The organism is Streptomyces aureus, assembly GCF_001418135.1.
Classification (GTDB): domain Bacteria; phylum Actinomycetota; class Actinomycetes; order Streptomycetales; family Streptomycetaceae; genus Streptomyces; species Streptomyces aureus_A.
Genome location: NZ_LIPQ01000053.1, coordinates 17,416 through 38,102 on the forward strand (window position 1 = coordinate 17,416; position 20,687 = coordinate 38,102).

Consider the following 20,687-nt stretch of genomic DNA (forward strand, 5'->3'; position numbering starts at 1 on the left):
TGCTGAAGGGGGCGATGGTGTCGTCAAGGACGAGCGTAAGCCCGGTCCGAGGTGGGTCTCGGGGCCAACGGACCGTCGCACTACGGTCTTTCGGCACTGCCGCCGGGTCTCGTGAACGGTATCACAAACTATTTGAATAGGTCTTTACCCATAAGGTGTGCCAACAGTCACACATGAGAGTTACCCCGCGCGTGTGTGCGCGACAGTGCGACGCCTTGTCTGCTAATGGCCGCGTATGCGGCTTTCGTCAACTTGGCGTTCCGGCCTTCCGCCTGTCGGTGAAGCGCCCCCGGTTGCCGATGGCGGTGGCGCCGTTGATCCCCGCGGGCACCGGAATCCGCTCCTCCTCGACCACGACCGGCTCCGCGGCGGCCACCACGACGGGGGCCGGCTTGCGGCGCCGGTAGCGGGGCGGTACGACCGACTCGGCCCAGCGGGGCGCGCGCGGGGTGAAGCGCGGCAGCAGGAGCAGCACCAGGCCGATCGCGCTGAGCGCGACGACGCAGAGGACGATCCACATCGACGCCGAGTGGACCGAGTACGCCAGCGTCCCGAAGGCGATGAGCGCCGACCAGAAGTACATGATCAGGACCGCGCGGCTGTGCGAGTGCCCGATCTCCAGGAGCCGGTGGTGCAGGTGGCCGCGGTCGGCCGCGAACGGTGACTGGCCCTTCCACGTACGGCGCACGATCGCGAGGATCAGGTCCGCCATGGGGATCGCGATGATCGTCAGCGGCAGCACCAGCGGGATGAAGACCGGCAGGGCGGCGTGCGTGGCCTCACGGGTCGAGCCCTCGAAGATCTTCAGCGCGTCCGGGTCGACCTGGCCGGTGATCGAGATGGCGGAGGCCGCCAGGATCAGACCGATCAGCATCGAGCCGGAGTCGCCCATGAAGATCCGCGCCGGATGCATGTTGTGCGGCAGGAAGCCCAGGCACATGCCCATGAGGATGACGGTGAAGAGCGTCGCGGGAGCGGCGGCCTCGATCGTGTAGCCGTACCAGAGGCGGTACGCGTACAGGAAGAAGGCGGCGGCGGCGATGCACACCATGCCGGCCGCGAGACCGTCGAGGCCGTCGACGAAGTTGACCGCGTTGATGGTGAGGACGACCAGGGCGACGGTCAGGAGCGTGCCCTGCCACGGGGTCAGCGAGACGACGCCGACACCCGGGATCGGCAGCCACAGGATCGTCAGACCCTGCGCCACCATGACGCCCGCCGAGATCATCTGCGCGCCCAGCTTGATCAGGGCGTCCAGCTCGAACTTGTCGTCCAGGACGCCGATCAGCCAGATCAGGGCGGCACCGGAGAGCAGCGCGCGCGGCTCGTTGGAGAGCTCGAAGACGCTGTTCAGGTTCTGCAGGTGGTCGGCGACGAGGAGTCCCGCGCACAGCCCGAAGAACATGGCGATGCCACCGAGCCGCGGAGTCGGTTCTCGGTGTACGTCTCGGGCACGGATCTCCGGCATCGCCCCGGTCGCGATGGCGAACTTCCGCACCGGGCCGGTGAGCAGGTAGGTCACCGCGGCCGTGACACAGAGCGTCAGCAGGTAATCACGCACGGGCTGCCCCACAGGTTTCGCTGGCCATCTCAGCCCCACACCCTAGCCGTGCCGTCCATGTGCTTGGAGACACCTGGACCCCCCGAACGGTTGCACAGCGACTTTCCGTGACCTCGTCTCAGCCCCCATACGGGGGAAATCGCCCGGTCAGCCCCCGTACCTCCGCCCGTACCCGGGCCGTCTCCGCGGGATCGTCACGCAGCGCCGCGGTGAACAACGCGGCGATCCGCGCCATCTCCGGGGCCCCCATCCCCTGGGTGGTGACGGCGGCGGTGCCGAGCCGGATCCCGCGCCCCTCCCCGTACGGAAGCGCACAGGTGTCGAGGACCATGCCGGCGGCGGCGAGCCGGGCCCGGGCGGTGCGGCCGTCGACGCCGAGGGGGGCGGGGTCGGCGGTGATGAGGTGGGTGTCGGTGCCGCCGGTCGTCAGCGCGAACCCCTCGGCGGCGAGCGCGGCCGCGAGCACGCGCGCGTGCTCGACCACCTGATGGGCGTACGCGGTGAACGCGGGAGTGGACGCCTCGCCGAAGGCCACCGCCTTCGCCGCGATGGTGTGCATCTGGGCGCCGCCCTGGGTGAACGGGAAGACGGCCCGGTCGATCCGCCCCGCGAGCTCCTCCCCGCAGAGGACCATCCCGCCGCGCGGCCCGCGCAGCACCTTGTGGGTGGTCGCGCAGACGACATCGGCGTACGGGACGGGACTGGGGGCCGCTCCCCCGGCGACCAGGCCGATGGGGTGGGCCGCATCGGCGATGAGATAGGCGCCGACCTCGTCGGCGATCTCGCGGAAGAGCGCGTAGTCGAGGTGCCGGGGGTACGCGATGGAGCCGCACACGATCGCCTTCGGGCGGTGGTGCCGGGCGAGCGCGGCGACCTGCTCGTAGTCGACCAGCCCGGTCTCGGCGTCGACGCCGTACGGGACGAAGTCGAACCAGCGCCCGGAGAAGTTGGCGGGCGAACCGTGCGTGAGGTGCCCCCCGTGGTCCAGGCCCATGGCGAGCACCGTGTCACCGGGCCTCAGAAGGGCCGCGTACGCCGCCAGGACGGCCGAGGAGCCCGAGTGCGCCTGGACGTTCGCGTGGTCGGCGCCGAACAGCGCGGTGGCCCGTTCCACGGCGACGCGCTCGGCGGCGTCGGCGTACTCGCAGCCACCGTGATGACGTGCGCCGGGATACCCCTCGGCGTACTTGTTGGCGAGCGGGGAACCGAGGGCGGCGAGAACGGCGGGAGAGGTGAAGTTCTCGGCGGCGATCAACTGCAGGCTGTCGGCCTGCCGCCGCGCCTCGCCGAGCAGCACGTCGGCGATCTCCGGGTCCTGCCGGCGCAGGACGTCGAGAGCCTCATCGGGGGGAGCGGTGACCGGCATGGCTGACTCCGGGCGTGGAGGGATGTCAGCACCAATGTAGGCAGCCCGGCGCCCACGCGCCCGGTGAACGACGTGCGCACACCGGGCGAACGTCAGTCGCGCGCCCGCACACCCGTCAGCGCCGTCACCACGGGATCCAGCGCCTGGTTGATCTCGTCGCCGATCGAGCGGAAGAAGGTGATGGGGGCCCCGTACGGGTCGTTGACCTCGTCCGCGTCCACCGAGGGGGCCAGGAGCCACCCGCGTAGAGCCGCTGCCGCGCGGACCAGGGCACGCGCGCGTTCCACCATGCCCTCGTCGCGGGCGTCCGGCAGCGTCGCCGGGTCGATCGCGCGGACCAGGCGGGTGAACTCCTTCAGGGTGAAGGTGCGCAGGCCCGCCGAGTGGCCCATCGAGATGACCTGGGCGCGGTGGTCACGGGTCGCGGTGAGGACCAGGTCCGCGCGGATGACGTGCTCGTCGAGGAGCTCGCGCCCCACGAAGCCGCTGGAGTCCGCGCCGAAGTCGGCGAGGACCAGTTCCGCGTTGGCCTCCATCGGGGCGCCCTCATGGCCCCAGGTGCCCGCGCTCTCCACGATCAGGCCGCCGCCGAGCGGGTCGCCGAGGCGGTCGCTCAGGGCATGCCGGGTCAGCCGCTCGGTGATCGGCGAGCGGCAGACGTTGCCGGTGCTGACGTGGAGGATGCGGAAGGTGCTGCTGTCGTCGAACCCCGCTATGCCACGCCCCTCAGGGGCGGTCAATTCGCCACCTCGAGGTCGGGTACGACCTTCCGGAGCTCCTCCGGCGAGAGCGCGCCCTCGCGCAGCAGCACCGGCACCTTGCCCGTGACGTCGACGATGGAGGACGGGACGATGCCGGGCGTCGGTCCGCCGTCCAGGTAGACGGAGACGGAGTCGCCGAGCATCTGCTGGGCCGCGTCGCAGTCCTCCGGGGACGGGTGGCCGGTGAGGTTCGCCGACGAGACGGCCATCGGGCCGACCTCGGTGAGCAGCTCGATGGCGACCGGGTGCAGCGGCATGCGGATGGCGACGGTGCCCCGGGTGTCGCCCAGGTCCCACTGCAGGGACGGCTGGTGCTTGGCGACGAGGGTGAGGGCGCCGGGCCAGAAGGCGTCGACGAGCTCCCACGCCTGCTCGGAGAAGTCCGTGACCAGGCCGTGGAGGGTGTTCGGGGAGCCGATGAGCACGGGCGTGGGCATGTTGCGGCCCCGGCCCTTGGCGGCGAGCAGATCCGCCACGGCCTCGCTGCTGAAGGCGTCCGCCCCGATCCCGTACACGGTGTCGGTGGGCAGCACGACCAGCTCGCCCCGGCGGACGGCGGACGCGGCCTCGCGCAGACCCGTCACACGGTCGGTCGCCTCGTTGCAGTCGTATCGCCGTGCCATCAGTTCCCGGCCTCCTCGTACGCGTGGTTCGTCATGGCGGTCATGCCGGTCATGGCATGGCCTTGCGGGCGGTCGCGAAGCGCGGCCGGTTGTTCAGGTCCGGGTGGTCGGCGGCGTCGGCCCAGCCGGCCTCCTCGTTGAAGATCCACGGCACCTGCCCGCCCTGGGTGTCCGCGTGCTCGATGACGACGAGGCCGCCGGGACGGAGCAGCCGGTGGGCGGTGCGCTCGATGCCGCGGATGGTGTCGAGGCCGTCCTCGCCGGAGAAGAGGGCCATCTCCGGGTCGTGGTCACGGGCCTCGGGTGCCACGTACTCCCACTCGGTGAGCGGGATGTACGGCGGGTTGGAGATGACCAGGTCGACCTGGCCGTCCAGCTCGGGGAGCGCGCTGAGCGCGTCGCCCTGGTGGACGGTGACGCGGGAGCCCTCGGCGTTCTTGCGCGTCCACACGAGCGCGTCGTCGGAGAGCTCGACCGCGTGCACGCGCGAGCGCGGCACCTCCTGGGCCATCGCGAGGGCGATGGCGCCGGAGCCGGTGCAGAGGTCGACGATGAGGGGCTCGACGACGTCCATCGCACGGACGGCGTCTATGGCCCAGCCGACGACCGACTCGGTCTCCGGGCGCGGTACGAAGACCCCGGGCCCGACCTGGAGCTCCAGGTACCGGAAGAACGCCCGCCCGGTGATGTGCTGGAGGGGTTCGCGGGCCTCGCGGCGGGCGACCGTCTCCCAGTAGCGGGCGTCGAAGTCCGCGTCCTTGACGTTGTGCAGCTCCCCCCGCTTGACGCCGTGCACGAACGCGGCGAGCTCCTCCGCGTCGAAACGCGGTGAGGGAACGCCGGCGTCGGCCAGCCGCTGGGTGGCCTGGGCCACCTCGGCAAGCAGCAGGTTCACGCTGGTCCTCCGTGGTGCGGGGTGGGGCTTACGGAACTTACGCCACTTACGCCGCGGCGAGCTTGGCAGCCGAGTCGGCGTCGACGCACGCCTGGATCATCGCGTCCAGGTCGCCGTCGAGCACCTGGTCCAGGTTGTACGCCTTGAAACCGACGCGGTGGTCCGAGATCCGGTTCTCCGGGAAGTTGTACGTACGGATCTTCTCGGACCGGTCGACGGTGCGGACCTGGCTGCGACGGGCGTCGGCGGCCTTGGACTCGGCCTCCTCCTGCGCGGCGGCGAGCAGCCGGGACCGCAGGATGCGCATGGCCTGCTCCTTGTTCTGGAGCTGGCTCTTCTCGTTCTGGCAGGAGGCGACGATGCCGGTCGGCAGGTGGGTGATGCGGACGGCGGAGTCGGTGGTGTTGACCGACTGGCCGCCGGGGCCCGACGAGCGGTAGACGTCGATGCGCAGGTCGTTGGCGTGGACCTCGACCTCGACCTCCTCGGCCTCGGGCGTGACGAGGACGCCGGCGGCGGAGGTGTGGATACGGCCGGCGGACTCGGTCGCGGGCACACGCTGCACGCGGTGCACCCCGCCCTCGTACTTCAGACGCGCCCAGACGCCCTGGCCGGGCTCGGTGGCACCGTTGCCGCCCTTGGTCTTCACGGCGACCTGGACGTCCTTGTAGCCGCCCAGCTCGGACTCGGTGGCGTCGATGATCTCGGTCTTCCAGCCGACGCGCTCGGCGTACCGCAGGTACATGCGGAGCAGGTCGCCGGCGAAGAGGGCGGACTCGTCGCCGCCCGCGCCCGCCTTGATCTCCAGGATGACGTCCTTGTCGTCGCTCGGGTCGCGCGGGACGAGGAGCAGACGGAGCTTCTCGGTGAGCTCCTCCCGGTCCTTCTCCAGCTGCTTGACCTCGGCGGCGAAGTCGGGATCGTCGTGTGCCAGCTCGCGGGCGGTCTCGATGTCGTCACCGGTCTGCTTCCAGGCCCGGTAGGTGGCGACGATCGGGGTCAGCTCGGCGTAGCGCTTGTTCAGCTTGCGCGCGTTCGCCTGGTCGGCGTGGACCGAAGGGTCTGCGAGCTTCGTCTCGAGGCCGGCATGCTCGCCGACCAGTTCCTCGACCGCCTCGAACATCGGGGGCTCCTGGGTTTTTCGTCAGTTGCTACGGGACGGCAAAGCGCCGGTCCCGGCCACCCGCGCGGGGCGACCGTGGACCGGCGCAGGGGCTCGCTACTTGGCGGAGCCGGCCTTGCCGAAGCGGGCCTCGAAGCGGGCGACGCGGCCGCCGGTGTCGAGGATCTTCTGCTTGCCCGTGTAGAACGGGTGGCACTCGGAGCAGACCTCGGCACGGATGGTGCCGTCGGTCAGGGTGCTCCGGGTGGTGAACGACGCGCCACAGGTGCAGCTGACCTGGGTCTCGACGTACTCGGGGTGAATCTCGCGCTTCAAGGTGTCTCCTAGTTTCGGGAGGGCTCCGGGTCGCTTCCGCGGGTCGCGGCAAACGTGAACCGGGGCCGACGTACCAGTCTGCCAGGACTGGCCGCATCTCCCCAAACCGGGGTGGCGGCGAAAGTATTCCTGAGCTGCCTCGGACGACGGGCCGCCGTGCTTGCCACGGCGCCCCGGCACTACTTCACGATGCCCCCGGCCTTGCCGGTGGCCGCGTCCTTCGTCGCCGACGCGGGGATCGGCAGGTCCTTCCTCAGGGCCGTCCAGACCTGCTGCGACTGGGCCTCCAGGGGCACGACGCGGTTGGGGTCCCGAGGGTCGTACTCGACGGGCAGGGTGACCATGTGGACGTTCTGCGAGCCGATTCCGGAGAGGCTCTTGGCGAAGCCCATCAGCTCCTGGACCGAGTCGAGTTCGGAGTCGGGGGTGACGGCCTTGGTGGCGGCGTCGGCGAGGTCGAGGAGCTTCTTCGGGTTGGTGAGGACGCCGACATCCTTGACCTGGTTCATGAAGGCCTTCATGAAGGCCTGCTGGAGCTGGATGCGGCCGAGGTCGCTGCCGTCGCCGACGCTCTTGCGGGTCCGGACGAGGCCGAGGGACTGCTCCCCGTCGAGGGTGTGGGTGCCCGGTTCCAGGTCGAGGTGGCTCTTGCTGTCCTTGATGGCGGTGGTGGTGGTGATCTCCACCCCGCCGAGCTTGTCGATGAGCTTCTTGAAGCCGGTGAAGTCGACCTCGACGTAGTGGTCCATGCGGATGCCGGACATCGACTCGACGGTCTTGACGGCGCAGGCGGGGCCGCCGGCCTCGTACGCCGTGTTGAACATGACCCGCTGCTCGGCGGCGACCGCGGTGCCCCGGGTGTCGGTGCACTTCGGCCGGTCGACGAGGGTGTCGCGGGGGACGGAGACGACGGCGGCCTTCTTGTGGCCCTCGTAGACGTGGACGACCATCGCGGTGTCGGAGCGGGCGCCGCCCTCGTCCTTGCCGTACGCGCCGTTGTCACCGGACCGGGAGTCCGAGCCGAGGACGAGGATGTCCAGGGAGCCGTTGTCGACGTCGTCGGGGCGGTCGGTGCCCAGCTGTGCGTTGATGTCGACGGTCTCGAGGTTGCCGTCGAGCTTGAAGTAGACGTATCCGAGGCCCGCGCCGCCGAGGACGAGGAGGGCGAGGGCGCCCGAGACCAGCACGGCCGCCCTGCGGCTGCGCCTGGCGGGCTCCTTGCGGCGGCGGCCGCTGCCCGCACCGCCTGTTCGGCCGCTCCTGCTCTGCTCGGTCATCGCCATCCCTCGGGCCCTAGGTTCACCATATGTGACGGTGAAGCACCCGAAAGGGTTGCATACGGGCCTGTGAGGTTTCGGTGAGCGCGGACCGGAACAGCACTGCGCCCACCGTGCGGGGCACGGTGGGCGCAGTGGTTCACGCAGGTCACGACGGGGTTACGACACCGAGGCCGCGTCCCGGTCGCACGACTGGGGCATGACGCAGGTCACACGTCAGTCGTCGTTCTTGCCGCCAGGCGTCGTCTTCTGGATCTGGAGCAGGAACTCGCCGTTCGACTTCGTCTGCTTCATCTTGTCGAGCAGCAGCTCGATCGCCTGCTGCTGGTCGAGCGCGTGCAGCACGCGACGCAGCTTCCAGGTGACGGCGAGCTCGTCGCTGCCGAGCAGGATCTCTTCCTTACGCGTACCCGAGGCGTCGACGTCGACGGCCGGGAAGATGCGCTTGTCGGCGAGCTTCCGGTCGAGCTTGAGCTCCATGTTGCCGGTGCCCTTGAACTCCTCGAAGATCACCTCGTCCATGCGCGAGCCGGTGTCGACCAGCGCGGTGGCCAGGATGGTCAGCGAGCCGCCGTCCTCGATGTTGCGCGCCGCACCGAAGAAGCGCTTCGGCGGGTAGAGCGCGGTCGAGTCGACACCACCGGACAGGATGCGGCCGGAGGCCGGCGCCGCGAGGTTGTACGCGCGGCCCAGGCGGGTGATCGAGTCGAGCAGGACGACCACGTCGTGACCCAGCTCCACGAGACGCTTGGCGCGCTCGATGGCCAGCTCGGCGACCGTGGTGTGGTCCTCGGCCGGACGGTCGAAGGTCGAGGAGATGACCTCGCCCTTGACCGACCGCTGCATGTCGGTGACCTCTTCCGGACGCTCGTCGACCAGGACGACCATCAGGTGGCACTCGGGGTTGTTGTGCGTGATCGCGTTGGCGATCGCCTGCATGATCATGGTCTTGCCGGTCTTCGGCGGGGCCACGATCAGACCGCGCTGGCCCTTGCCGATCGGCGACACGAGGTCGATGATCCGCGTGGTCAGCACGCCCGGGTCGGTCTCCAGACGGAGCCGGTCCTGCGGGTAGAGCGGGGTCAGCTTGTTGAACTCGGGGCGGCCGCGGCCGGAGTCGGCGGCCATGCCGTTCGCCGAGTCCAGGCGGACCAGCGCGTTGAACTTCTCGCGGCGCTCGCCCTCCTTCGGCTGACGCACGGCACCGGTGACGTGGTCACCCTTGCGCAGGCCGTTCTTGCGGACCTGGGCGAGGGAGACGTACACGTCGTTCGGACCGGGCAGGTAGCCGGAGGTCCGGATGAACGCGTAGTTGTCGAGGATGTCGAGGATGCCCGCGACGGGGATCAGGACGTCGTCGTCGGCGACCTGCGGCTCGCCGGCCTGGAAGTCGTCACGGCCACGGCGCCCACGACGGTCGCGGTAGCGGCCGCGGCGCCCGCGGCGCCCGCCGGCCTCGTCGTCGTAGTCGTCCTGCGGGCCGGCCTGCTGGCCGCCCTGCTGACCCTGGCCCTGGACCTGCTGGCCCTGACCCTGGCCGCCCTGGCGCTGGCGCTGGCCGCCCTGGCCACCACCCTGCTGCTCGTCGCCCTTGCCGCGGTCGCGCTGACGGTCACGGCGGTCGCGGCGCTCGCCACGCTCCCCGCGCTCGCCGCGCTCGCCGCGGTCACGGCGGCCACGGCCCTCGGCGCCGTCGACGGCGGCCTCGGCCTTGGTGTCGGTGCCCGCGTCGGCCTTGGCCTCGGCACGGGTCTCGGTCTTGACGGCCTGCGCGGCCTCGGCCTTGGCCTCGCCCTCCGGCGAACCGGCGGGGGCGGTGGCACGGCGGCGACGACGCTCGCCCGCGGGCTGGTCGTCGGAGGCCGGCTGACCCGGGATGTCGATCTGCTGCTGGGCGACGGCCTTCTCGGCCTTCTCCGCCTTGGGCTCGGCGGCCTCGGCAGCGGTCTCACCCGTACGGGTCTTGGCGGTGGTGCGGCGCTTCGGCTTGGTCTCGGCGGCGTCGGCGGCCTTGGCGGGGGCGGCGGAGCCTCCACCGGCCTGCGCCTCCTTGATGACCTCGATCAGCTGGCTCTTGCGCATCCGCGCGGTGCCCCTGATGCCGAGGCCGGACGCGACCTGCTGCAGCTCGGCCAGGACCATGCCCTCGAGGCCGGTGCCGGAGCGGCGGCGCCGTGCGGTGCCGCCGGTGGCAGCACCTGCGGCGGGCGCGGCGGCGTCGACACTGCTGTCGGCAGTCACGCCCATCAGATCGGTGGTGTCGCTCACGAAGGGTCCTTCCCTGGAGCGGACGTCGGCCATCTGGCTCGGCGACCGGTTGTGCTGTCCGGCAGCGGTCCCGTGTTGGGTGGACCGTGTCCGGGGCGGTGGTCCCGCCGGGTACGGCGGAGAGAAAACGTGCTGGGGTCCGGCCCGAGCGCCCCCTGCTCGGCCCTCGCGAGAAAAGAAGAGCGAGGGGTGTCGTGCCGGTTCCGGAGCGTGCTCGAAACTGCTCAGGCAGGCTGCTCAGGCAGTTGGGGAGGCTCCCGGAAGAATCGGTGGTCCCTGATGGGGACACTCAGCACCGCGCCACAAAGGCGCCGGGTGCTGACTTGAGGTTAACACTACCGGCTCCAACAAACATTCCCCCTCTCCCTCACCGGCAATCTCCTGTACCGGACGCTGCCCGGCGTCCGGCCGCCGTGCGCCTAGGGCGCCAGCGGAAGGACGCTCGCTCCGGACGCGTCGAGGTCGAGCCGGTTCGCGGCCCAGCCCTCGCCCGCGAGGCGGGCGACCTTGTCGGCCGTCCCGTGTTCGGCCAGCGCGAGGACCGTGGGGCCCGCGCCGGAGATGACCGCGGGGACGCCGTCCGCCCGCAGCCGGTTCACCAGGGCGATGCTGTCGGGCATCGCGGGAGCCCGGTACTCCTGGTGCAGCCGGTCCTCGGTGGCCGCGAGCAGCAGCTCGGGGCGGCGGGTCAGGGCCTCGACGAGGAGGGCGGCGCGCCCGGCGTTGGCCGCGGCGTCCACGTGCGGGACGGTGCGCGGCAGGAGTCCGCGGGCGGTCTCGGTCAGCACCGGCTTCCCGGGGACGAAAACCACCGGAACGATGGAATCCGAGGGATCCATCCTGATCGCCCGCGCCGCACCGGACTCGGTCCAGGCGAGCGTGAATCCGCCGAGCAGACAGGCGGCGACGTTGTCGGGGTGGCCCTCGATCTCGGTGGCCAGCTCCAGGAGGGCGGCCTCGTCGAGCTTGGCGTCCCCGCCTATGGTCACGGCGCGGGCGGCGACGATGCCGGCGCAGATGGCGGCCGAGGAGGAGCCGAGGCCGCGGCCGTGCGGGATGCGGTTGGCGCAGACGACCTCGAGGCCGCGCGGCTGTCCGCCGAGCAGGTCGAAGGCGGTGCGCAGGGAGCGTACGAGCAGGTGGCTCTCGTCGCGCGGGAGCGTCTCGGCGCCCTCGCCGGCGATGTCGACGTGCAGTCCGGAGTCGGCGACACGGACGACGACGTCGTCGTAGAGGCCCAGCGACAGGCCGAAGGCGTCGAAGCCCGGACCGAGATTGGCGCTGGTGGCGGGGACGCGCACCCGTACGGCGGCGGCGCGGAACGCTGGACCGGCCATCGCTCGATGATCTCCTTGATTGCGACAACGGGTTGTTCTGGAACAGCGGGTGTTTCAGAGGGTGTTTCGGGTGTGTGTTTCAAGAGAAGTACGGGGAACCCGGGGGCCGTTTCAGCCACGGAGGCGACGACGGCAACAACACCGCGCATATGCGTCGGGGCGGGTTCGGTACAGCCTATCGAAGGAAGGTTCTGCCGCGACATAGGGCGCACAGGAGGCGCACGATGCGTGTCGCGAGCCAACCTGTGCGCCTATGTACGTTCCTGATCGGGTTTCGATCAGCACGTTTCCCCGCGCGGAGGGGTGAGGATCAGGCCAGACCGAGGCGTTCGGCGGCGGCGGCCGCGTCGACCGGAACGGTGACCGGCTGCGGCGCGCCGGCGACGGCCCAGTCGGGGTCCTTGAGCCCGTTGCCGGTGACCGTGCAGACGATCCGCTGGCCGGGGTCGACCTTGCCCTGGGCGGCGGCCTTCAGCAGACCGGCGACCGAGGCGGCGGAGGCGGGCTCGACGAAGACGCCCTCCTGCGCGGCCAACAGGCGGTAGGCCTGCAGGATCTCACGGTCCGTCACCTCGTCGATGAAGCCGCCCGACTCGTCGCGCGCGGCGATCGCGTAGTCCCACGAGGCCGGGTTGCCGATGCGGATCGCGGTGGCGATCGTCGACGGGTCCTTGACGATCTCGCCGCGGACCAGCGGGGCCGAACCGGAGGCCTGGAAGCCCCACATGCGGGGGCGGTGCGTCGCGAGGCCGTCCTCGGCGTACTCGCGGTACCCCTTCCAGTACGCCGTGATGTTGCCGGCGTTGCCCACGGGCAGGACGTGGATGTCGGGCGCGTCGCCCAGCATGTCCACGATCTCGAAGGCGGCGGTCTTCTGGCCCTCGATGCGGACCGGGTTGACCGAATTGACCAGCGCCACCGGGTAGTTCTCCGAGAGGCTGCGGGCCAGGGTCAGGCAGTCGTCGAAGTTGCCGTCGACCTGGAGGATCTTCGCGCCGTGCACGAGGGCCTGGCCCATCTTGCCGAGCGCGATCTTGCCCTGCGGCACGAGGACGGCCGACACCATGCCGGCGCGTACCGCGTAGGCCGCGGCCGAGGCGGAGGTGTTGCCGGTGGAGGCGCAGATGACGGCCTGCGCCCCCTCCTCCTTGGCCCTGGTGATGGCCATGGTCATGCCCCGGTCCTTGAAGGAGCCGGTGGGGTTGGCGCCCTCGACCTTGAGGTGCACCTCGCAGCCCGTGCGCTCGGAGAGGACCTGAGCGGGTACGAGCGGCGTGCCGCCCTCACGGAGCGTGACGACCGGCGTCTTGTCCGTGACCGGAAGGCGGTCCCGGTACTCCTCGATGATGCCGCGCCACTGGTGGGTGCCCTTGTGGGTCATGGGTCCTTACTCCCCTTCAACACGCATGATGCTGGCGACACCGCGCACGGTGTCGAGCTTGCGCAGCGCCTCGACGGTCCCCGAAAGGGCGGCGTCGGGCGCGCGGTGGGTGACGACGACGAGGGAGGCCTCGCCGTCCTTGCCCTGCTGGCGCACCGTATCGATGGATACGCCGTGCTCGGCGAAGACCGTCGCGACCTGGGCGAGGACGCCCGGCTTGTCGGCCACGTCGAGACTGATGTGGTACCGCGTCACCACGTCGCCCATGGGGCTCACGGGCAGCTGGGTGTACGCGGACTCGCCGGGGCCGTTGGCCTCGTTGAGCTTGTTGCGGCACACGGCGACGAGGTCGCCGAGGACGGCCGAGGCGGTCGGAGCGCCGCCGGCGCCGGGGCCGTAGAACATGAGCTGCCCGGCGGCGTCGGCCTCGACGAAGACCGCGTTGTACGCCTCGCGGACGGAGGCCAGCGGGTGGCTGAGCGGGATCATCGCCGGGTGCACGCGCGCGGTGACGGACTCGCCGTCGGCGGCGCGCTCGCAGATGGCGAGCAGCTTGATGGTGCAGCCCATCTGCTTGGCGGAGGCGAAGTCGGCGGCGGTGACCTCGGTCATGCCCTCGCGGTAGACGTCGTCGAGGCGCACGCGCGTGTGGAAGGCGATCCCGGCGAGGATGGCGGCCTTGGCGGCGGCGTCGAAGCCCTCGACGTCGGCGGTCGGGTCGGCCTCGGCGTACCCGAGGGCGGTGGCCTCGTCGAGCGCCTCGGAGTAGCCGGCCCCGGAGGTGTCCATCTTGTCGAGGATGAAGTTGGTCGTGCCGTTGACGATGCCCATCACGCGGTTGATCTTGTCGCCGGCGAGGGACTCGCGCAGCGGGCGGATGAGCGGGATGGCACCGGCGACGGCGGCCTCGTAGTAGAGGTCCTGGCCGTGCTCCTGGGCGGCGGCGTACAGGTTCGCGCCGTCCTGGGCGAGCAGCGCCTTGTTCGCCGAGACGACGGAGGCGCCGTGCTCGAAGGCGGTGGTGATGAGGGTGCGGGCCGGCTCGACCCCGCCGATGACCTCGACGATCACGTCGATGTCCCCCCGTTTCACGAGGGCGGTGGCGTCGGTGGTGATCAGCTCCGCGGGGATGCCCTCGCGGACCTTGTCCGGGCGGCGGACCGCCACGCCGGCGAGCTCGACCGGGGCGCCGATGCGCGCGGCGAGGTCGTCGGCGTGCGTCGTCATGATGCGCGCCACCTCTGAGCCGACCACTCCACAGCCCAGCAGCGCCACCTTCAGCGGACGCGTACGCATCATCCGACCTCTTTCTCGTCCTACTTCGTATCTCTACGTTCGAGTCTCTGCGGTTCTCGACGGTGGAACCAGTCTCACTCACCGGACGGGGGTTTCTGCCCCTCGTCCGGATCCTGAGACATCTATTTCATCACTCGACTATTTCATCACCCGACGTCGAGACGCAGGAGATCTTCCTCCGTCTCGCGCCGCACGATGACCCGCGCCTCGCCGTCACGGACGGCGACGACGGGCGGCCGGAGTGCGTGGTTGTAGTTGCTGGCCATGGAGCGGCAGTACGCACCGGTGGCCGGCACGGCGATGAGGTCGCCGGGCGCCAGGTCCGAGGGCAGGAAGGCGTCCCGTACGACGATGTCGCCGCTCTCGCAGTGCTTGCCGACGACCCGGGAGAGCATGGGCGCGGCGTCGCTGGTCCGCGAGACGAGGTTGACGCTGTACTCGGCGTCGTACAGCGCGGTGCGGATGTTGTCCGACATGCCGCCGTCGACACTCACGTACGTCCGCAGCCCTTCGAGCGGCTTGACGGTGCCGACCTCGTACAGCGTGAAGGCGGTGGGCCCGACGATGGCGCGCCCGGGCTCGACGGAGATACGGGGGGTGGCGAGGCCCGCGGCCTCGCACTCGCGCGTCACGATCTCGCTCAGCGCCTTGGCGATCTCGTGCGGCTCGCGCGGGTCGTCCTCGGAGGTGTACGCGATGCCGAGGCCGCCGCCGAGGTCGATCTCGGGCAGCTCGACACCGTGCTCGTCCCGCACCTCGGCGAGCAGCTGGACGACGCGGCGCGCGGAGACCTCGAAGCCCGCCATGTCGAAGATCTGCGAGCCGATGTGCGAGTGAATGCCGATGAGCTCGAGCCCGTCGAGCTTGAGGGCCCGCCGCACGGCCTCGGCGGCCTGCCCGCCCGCGAGCGCGATGCCGAACTTCTGGTCCTCGTGCGCGGTGGCGATGAACTCGTGCGTGTGGGCCTCGACGCCGACGGTCACACGGATCTGCACGCGCTGGCGCCTGCCGAGGGACTGCGCGATGTGCGAGACCCGCACGATCTCCTGGAAGGAGTCGAGAACGATCCGCCCCACGCCGGCTTCGACGGCCGTACGGATCTCGTTCTCGCTCTTGTTGTTGCCGTGGAAGGCGATGCGCTCGGCGGGCATCCCGGCGGAAAGGGCGGTGGTGAGCTCCCCGCCGGAGCACACGTCGAGGTTCAGCCCCTCTTCCTTGAGCCACCGCACGACGGCCCGGGAGAGGAAGGCCTTCCCGGCGTAGAAGACGTCGGCGTCCTTGCCGAAGGCCTCGGCCCAGGCGCGGCAGCGAGCGCGGAAGTCGCTCTCGTCGAGGAAGTAGGCGGGGGTCCCGAACTCCTCGGCGAGCTCGGTCACGCTCAGCCCCCCGACGGTGGCGACACCGCGCTCGTCCCGCTCGACGGTCCGGGACCACACCTTGGGGTCGAGGACGTTGAGGTCGGCGGGCGGCGCGGTGTAGTGGCCCTCGGGAAGGACGTCGGCGTGGCGAGGGCCTGCGGGATGGGCGGAACGACTCATGTCTGAACTCTTTCAAATCCGTTCGGGTGCGCTGATGCCGAGCACGGAGAGGCCACCGGCGAGCACCGTCCCGGCGGCTTCGGCGAGCGCGAGCCGGGAACGATGGGCGGCCGAGGGTTTCTCGTCGCCGAGCGGCAGAACGGTGTGCTGGAACGCGAGCAGCGCGTCGGCGGTGGCTTCCAGGTGCCGGGCGACCCGGTCAGGGGCGCGGTAGCGGGCGGCGGTGAGGAGGGCGACGGGGTGATCGCCGAGGACGCCGAGAAGTTCGGGTGCGTGGACGGGAGTCTCGTACGCGGGCCGGAAGCCGAGCTGCGCGGCGTTGACGAGCAGCCTCCGGACCCGGGAGTGGGCGTACCGCACGCGGAAGAGGGGATTGCGCTCGTGCTGGACGAGGAGGGGAGGCCCGTCGAGGGGCCGGTCCTGGGGGGCGGGCCGGAGGAGGGCCCAGCGGGCGGCGTCGACACCGAGGACGTCCGGCTCGTACGCCCCTGGGTGCACATGAATCCGCTCGTCGCTCCGATCAGCAACCTGCTGGTCGATCGGCTCGTCGATGCGCTGGTCCCCGCGGAACCCGGCGTCGGCGCCCTGGGTCCGGAGGAGCCGGACGACGGTCTCGGTGACGAGCAGCGCGCGCGACTCTGTCAGGTCGGCGAAGCGGACGGTGACCCCGGCGAGGGCGGTGCCGGTCCCGTACGCCTTCCCGGCCTCGCGGACGGCCCGTACGAGCTCGCCGCCGGCATCGGGCCGAAGGGTGAAGTTCAGGAAGCCGGGACCGGTGACGGCGACCGCTTGGAGTCCGGGGGCGTCACGGAGACGTTCTTCGAGGATCCCGGCGACGTCGAGGGCGGTGCGTCCGGCGGGCCGGGCGAGAGTGAGGGCGACGTTGCTGGCGTAATCGCCGACGCCGCCGGGCCGAGCCCGCTCGACCTTGACCACCGGGGGCACGTCGACCCGCAGCGCACCGTCGTCGACCGCACGGCGCACGGCGTGCAGCACGGTGAGGGAGAGGTCCGCGGGGGTCACGGGACAAGCGTAGGGGAGGAGGGGGGGCGGAACGCGAACCGGTTTCGCCATGCGGTCACCCGAGGCGGAGGCCGACCCGCAGGCCGGGCGACGGATCGCGGTCAGTGCGGACGGTTGGTGCTCCTGGCACGCCGGGACTCCTGGCAGCCGTCGACTGCGGCCGGGTCCTCTCCCCCGTCGGGCCCGGCCCCCTCGGGCCGCTCCCGGCGCTCGCGGTGCATCAGCTGACGGACGACGCGGACGAGCTCGGCGGGCTCGAAGGGCTTGGCGAGGAAGGCGTCGACGCCGGAGGCGACCCCACCGGACACCTCGTGCTCACCGCAGGCGCTGATGATCGCGACGGGCAGATGGCTGGTCCGGGGGTCGGCCCGCAGCCGCTCGGCCGTCTTGATCCCGTCCAAGCGGGGCATGACGACGTCCAGGGTGACGACATCAGGACAGACCCGATGTACGACATCCAGACACTCGGCACCATCGGCCGCGGTCACGACCTCGAACCCCTCGAGTTCGAGATTGACCCTGATCAACTGCCGGATCACCTTGTTGTCGTCGACAACGAGCACCCGACCGGACACGCCTGACACACGAACGAGAGTAGGCCGCCCCGAACGGCTGCGTCCGGGTTTTACCCACTTCTGACCCGTGCGGGGGACCCAGCCCCTGGTGACACCCCGGAAATACCTGTTCACAGCCACTCCCGCGGAGCTGGTAGGGTTCTACCCGTCGCCGCCGAACGCGGCGGACGCCCCCGTAGCTCAGGGGATAGAGCAACGGCCTCCGGAGCCGTGTGCGCAGGTTCGAATCCTGCCGGGGGCACTTCGCAGGAAGTGCCAGACAGACCCCGTGATCAGCGGAAACGCTGAGAACGGGGTCTTGTTGTATGTGCGGGTGGGTGCCGCGCCGAGCGGTCGTATGTCGAGGTCCGTGGACTGTTCGCGGACAGGAGCTCGCGGCATCAGCGCAGATCAGTCCAGGGAACGACGAAGGCCGCTCACTCGTGCTCCCCCAGGAGATCTCCGATGCGCCGATTCGCCACCTCCTGGCGGCCGTCCAGGCACTTCGGCTATCGACTCGGCAGCACCTCCACGCTGTTGCCGGCTCGCTCGGCGACCTCGGGCGACGACGGTGCCGGCCTGCCCGTCCGGGTCGACGTGGAGTTCGGAAGAGCAGGGGGAGGCCGTATCGGGGTCGGGGTACTTGAGTTCCAGGTGCATCAGCCGTGGATCGCCGATGCCGCCGAAGGTCCATGCCGCCCGTACTACCCGGGCGTCGCGCCCCGCCGGCCATCCGCAGACGTCGGCTTGCGCCTCAGACGTCAGCTCGGCCGTACCGTCCCCCCATGTACCAGCAGCCGTGCGTCGCCTCCTTCCTTGCCGATCCGTGTCCCTTCCACGTCGGCCAGGTCGGTGGGGCCATGTAGTCGCCACTCCTGAAGATGTCGTACAGACCGATGCCCACCCCTGCGACGACGACCGCCAGGACGGTGTCAGTGCCACCGGCTACCGTCAGCGGCGATCGTCAAGTCGGTACAGCCCCAGGGGGATGCATGGGTGGCCAGTTGCGCGTAGCGCAGGGGTACCGGTACGCCACTGGTAAGGACCCCAGCCCGGCGGTGTTGGGTGGATATCCCAACTGCCAAGGCTTCGGAGCTGATCTACAGCTACTTCGACGGACGCAAGCGTGATTTCGAGGACGTCGCCTCAGCGGTTGAGGAAGAAAATCTGCTGGAGCAGGTGACACCACCACATGCGGTCCTGCGTCGCCGGTTTTCTGACATCGCAAAGCCATACGGACACCTCGATAGAGGCGCGCCGGCCGGTTGTCTTCTGCGAGTTCTTCAGGAAGGGGAATTGGGTTGCGAGGCCAGCCGAGATATCCACACGACAAGGTCATGAGCTGGAAACTCGGGCTGATCATATTGGGCTCGCTCGGACTTCCTCTTGTCAACAACTGGGCAAGCGGACAGCCACTGGCGTCGGCCGACCCGGGCAACGGATTCATGCGAATCCAGGACATCTCCGCCTCGGTAACCCTAGGACTCATCCTCGCACTGCCCGTTGAGCTCTTCGCCCGGGCTTCTCATCGACGTCAAATAAGACACCACAGAGAAGAGATAAAGAGGCTTCTCGACGAGAACCGGAAGATGCAGGCACAGATCCTCCGAGAGGAAGAGAGAAGGAGGGATGCATGGATCGCCGGGCTTGAAACCAGCCGACCGAACCGGAGGTCCATACACAGTCCATCAATTGCCGTGATCGATAAATCCTCACCAGCACAATTCGAGGAAATTGTTCGAAAGCTGATGGAACGCGACGGCCTGAAGGCCGAGGTCATCGGCGGTAGAGGCGACCAGGCAGTCGATGTGCTGGCCGTAGACGTCGCCGGTCAGCGGATTGCCGTGCAGTGCAAGCACACGACTCGCGGCCGCAAAGTCGACTCCAAAGTTCTCTATCAGATAAATGGAACGGCCCAGGCCGCCTATGGGGCGAACGAATCGATGGTGGTGACCAACGGATCATTCACGCGCGATGCCGCAGCCTGGGGGGCCAGGCACGGAATCCGACTGATCGACCGCGAAACCCTGACCAGATGGTCGGAAGATGCGGATCATCTGTACCAAGTCGCCGACCTCGAACTTCCCATTTGAATGACCATCGACCAGGAGGCAGCACAGAGGGCCCGGGATTGCTCGACCGTGGCGCGGGAAGGGGAGCCGAACCCGCCCCCCAGGCCTCGGAGCGCGTCTGCGAGCATTTTGGGATGAGCATCGAGAACCCGGCGCGGTCCGACTATTGCCATGTGGCGCTGCGGGCCGGCTTTGCCGGTTCGGGTGCGCCGGTGTTCGAGACGCTTCCTGCCAGGTCGGTCGGTCTCGGCGGCTACGAGCTGATGGGCAGTCCCGGCATGGTCGAGGGTTGCGCCGCAGGAGACGTACTGAAGATCGACTCCGACGGCCTGTTCCAGATCGAGCGTCGAGGCCCGAACCTCTGTATCCAGGCATTCGGCCGGCCTCCCTTTGCCGCTGAGTCGGTGGACTCTCTGAGCAGGGCCTTCGCCCCCCTCGCCGGCCTGGTGGAGGCTCCTGCTGACCGGCGGTTCCTCGTGGTGACGGTGCCCGTCGATGCCGGATTCCCCGCCGTCGAGGCGGTGATGGAAACGTGGGCGCCAAGTGTGAGCGGGCTGCTCGAATGGGGATTCGGCAACGTGTTCGGACCGGACGGAGAACCGCTGAACTGGTGGCAGGAACCGGAGGGATGACCGGCGTGGACGTGCCACACACCCCGTCGTCAGCGGAAACGCTGGGGGTCTTGTTGCATGGGGAGGCGTGTGCGGCGCCGCGCTGCCGTATGACAGGGGGCCTCGCGTGGGGTGAGGCCCCCGCGCCCCGCTAGTCGGCCGTCACTCCCCAGTAGCCGATCCGAGCGGGCTCGCCGTCGCGGTAGAGCACGGTGCAGTTGCCCTGGGCGCGATCGGGGAAGTCCAAGAGTCCCGAGTCGAGCGCCTTGGTCCATTCCTCGTACGTGGGTCGGCCTTCGGGGGACCAGGCGCGTACCTCTGCGTCGGTCAGCGGTCGCATGAACGGGCCGTCGTCCGTGTCCGTGGCGTCGATCATCGCGGGGAAGTCCAGCACGGTGCCTGTGCCGCCGGTGAAGATGTACTCGTGCCATGCCGGGTCCCGCCACAGCTCCTCGATGGACCGGCCCTCGAAGCCGTTGTCGTCCTGAGCGAGCGTCTCCGCCCGGAACTGCTGGAACGCAGCCGCCAGATCACGCTGATACGGGCCTGTCTGCGTCCACGCGTTGCCGCCCATCCTCGTTCCCTCCCTGTGCGCTGTCCTTGTGAGCACGCAGCGTAGGGGGCGGCACCGACAACGGAGCGGTTCCCTCGGGTGGGGGCCCTGATCGGTCGAGCCGCACAGTCGG

Annotated in this window: 18 protein-coding genes and 1 tRNA gene; 3 read left to right on the forward strand and 16 right to left on the reverse strand. The window is 70.0% G+C overall.

Annotated features, from left to right (window positions below; all coding sequences use genetic code 11):
- Positions 1–247 precede the first annotated feature (247 nt).
- The 15 genes from AOK00_RS06110 to AOK00_RS06180 form a co-directional block, all read right to left on the reverse strand.
- Entirely contained in the window at positions 248–1,561 is a 1,314-nt protein-coding gene (locus AOK00_RS06110; protein ID WP_055599305.1) for an MraY family glycosyltransferase, read from the reverse strand.
- A 118-nt stretch (positions 1,562–1,679) separates the two neighbouring features.
- Entirely contained in the window at positions 1,680–2,927 is a 1,248-nt protein-coding gene (glyA, locus tag AOK00_RS06115; RefSeq protein WP_055599285.1) for a serine hydroxymethyltransferase, read from the reverse strand.
- A gap of 92 nt (positions 2,928–3,019) precedes the next feature.
- Positions 3,020–3,667: a protein-tyrosine-phosphatase gene (locus tag AOK00_RS06120; RefSeq protein WP_055599286.1), complete on the reverse strand. Its 648-nt coding sequence runs from the start codon at positions 3,665–3,667 to the stop codon at positions 3,020–3,022.
- The gene (locus AOK00_RS06125) at positions 3,664–4,311 is read right to left on the reverse strand and encodes an L-threonylcarbamoyladenylate synthase (protein WP_030321077.1); all 648 of its coding nucleotides are present in this window, start codon (positions 4,309–4,311) and stop codon (positions 3,664–3,666) included. The genes AOK00_RS06120 and AOK00_RS06125 overlap by 4 nt, the downstream gene beginning before the upstream one ends.
- Positions 4,312–4,360: 49 nt before the next feature.
- Positions 4,361–5,206, reverse strand: a complete 846-nt coding sequence (prmC, locus tag AOK00_RS06130; protein ID WP_015036198.1) for a peptide chain release factor N(5)-glutamine methyltransferase — start codon at positions 5,204–5,206, stop codon at positions 4,361–4,363.
- A 46-nt stretch (positions 5,207–5,252) separates the two neighbouring features.
- A complete protein-coding gene (prfA, locus tag AOK00_RS06135; protein ID WP_055599287.1) occupies positions 5,253–6,329 on the reverse strand; it encodes a peptide chain release factor 1 in 1,077 nt (358 codons plus the stop codon).
- A gap of 96 nt (positions 6,330–6,425) precedes the next feature.
- Complete coding sequence (rpmE, locus tag AOK00_RS06140; protein WP_055599288.1) at positions 6,426–6,644, reverse strand: 50S ribosomal protein L31; 219 nt, start codon at positions 6,642–6,644, stop codon at positions 6,426–6,428.
- Positions 6,645–6,823: 179 nt separating this feature from the next.
- The gene (locus AOK00_RS06145) at positions 6,824–7,921 is read right to left on the reverse strand and encodes an LCP family protein (protein WP_055599289.1); all 1,098 of its coding nucleotides are present in this window, start codon (positions 7,919–7,921) and stop codon (positions 6,824–6,826) included.
- Between the two features lie 216 nt (positions 7,922–8,137).
- Positions 8,138–10,189, reverse strand: a complete 2,052-nt coding sequence (gene rho / locus AOK00_RS06150; protein WP_301554186.1) for a transcription termination factor Rho — start codon at positions 10,187–10,189, stop codon at positions 8,138–8,140.
- A 419-nt stretch (positions 10,190–10,608) separates the two neighbouring features.
- The gene (gene thrB, locus AOK00_RS06155) at positions 10,609–11,526 is read right to left on the reverse strand and encodes a homoserine kinase (RefSeq protein ID WP_030321061.1); all 918 of its coding nucleotides are present in this window, start codon (positions 11,524–11,526) and stop codon (positions 10,609–10,611) included.
- A gap of 310 nt (positions 11,527–11,836) precedes the next feature.
- Positions 11,837–12,907, reverse strand: coding sequence for a threonine synthase (thrC, locus tag AOK00_RS06160; protein ID WP_055599291.1), 1,071 nt, complete (start codon positions 12,905–12,907; stop codon positions 11,837–11,839).
- A 6-nt stretch (positions 12,908–12,913) separates the two neighbouring features.
- A complete protein-coding gene (locus AOK00_RS06165) occupies positions 12,914–14,206 on the reverse strand; it encodes a homoserine dehydrogenase (RefSeq protein WP_055599292.1) in 1,293 nt (430 codons plus the stop codon).
- A 143-nt stretch (positions 14,207–14,349) separates the two neighbouring features.
- Positions 14,350–15,741: a diaminopimelate decarboxylase gene (gene lysA, locus AOK00_RS06170; protein WP_055599293.1), complete on the reverse strand. Its 1,392-nt coding sequence runs from the start codon at positions 15,739–15,741 to the stop codon at positions 14,350–14,352.
- 12 nt (positions 15,742–15,753) lie between these two features.
- Positions 15,754–16,764 (reverse strand): ArgS-related anticodon-binding protein NrtL, encoded by a 1,011-nt coding sequence (gene nrtL / locus AOK00_RS06175; RefSeq protein WP_055599294.1) that lies wholly within the window; start codon positions 16,762–16,764, stop codon positions 15,754–15,756.
- Between the two features lie 101 nt (positions 16,765–16,865).
- A complete protein-coding gene (locus AOK00_RS06180) occupies positions 16,866–17,348 on the reverse strand; it encodes a response regulator (RefSeq protein ID WP_079041854.1) in 483 nt (160 codons plus the stop codon).
- 160 nt (positions 17,349–17,508) lie between these two features.
- Here AOK00_RS06180 and AOK00_RS06185 point away from each other — a divergent pair.
- From AOK00_RS06185 to AOK00_RS06200, 3 genes are all read left to right on the forward strand, one after another.
- A tRNA-Arg gene (locus AOK00_RS06185) sits at positions 17,509–17,580 on the forward strand.
- A gap of 1,075 nt (positions 17,581–18,655) precedes the next feature.
- The gene (locus AOK00_RS36765; RefSeq protein ID WP_079041855.1) at positions 18,656–19,411 is read left to right on the forward strand and encodes a restriction endonuclease; all 756 of its coding nucleotides are present in this window, start codon (positions 18,656–18,658) and stop codon (positions 19,409–19,411) included.
- Positions 19,412–19,524: 113 nt separating this feature from the next.
- On the forward strand, positions 19,525–20,022 hold the full coding sequence (locus AOK00_RS06200; protein WP_159041687.1) for a DUF4265 domain-containing protein: 498 nt from the start codon (positions 19,525–19,527) through the stop codon (positions 20,020–20,022).
- A 130-nt stretch (positions 20,023–20,152) separates the two neighbouring features.
- On the opposite strand, the gene AOK00_RS06205 is transcribed toward AOK00_RS06200, so the two are convergent.
- Positions 20,153–20,575, reverse strand: coding sequence for a hypothetical protein (locus AOK00_RS06205; protein ID WP_055599299.1), 423 nt, complete (start codon positions 20,573–20,575; stop codon positions 20,153–20,155).
- Positions 20,576–20,687: the final 112 nt, after the last annotated feature.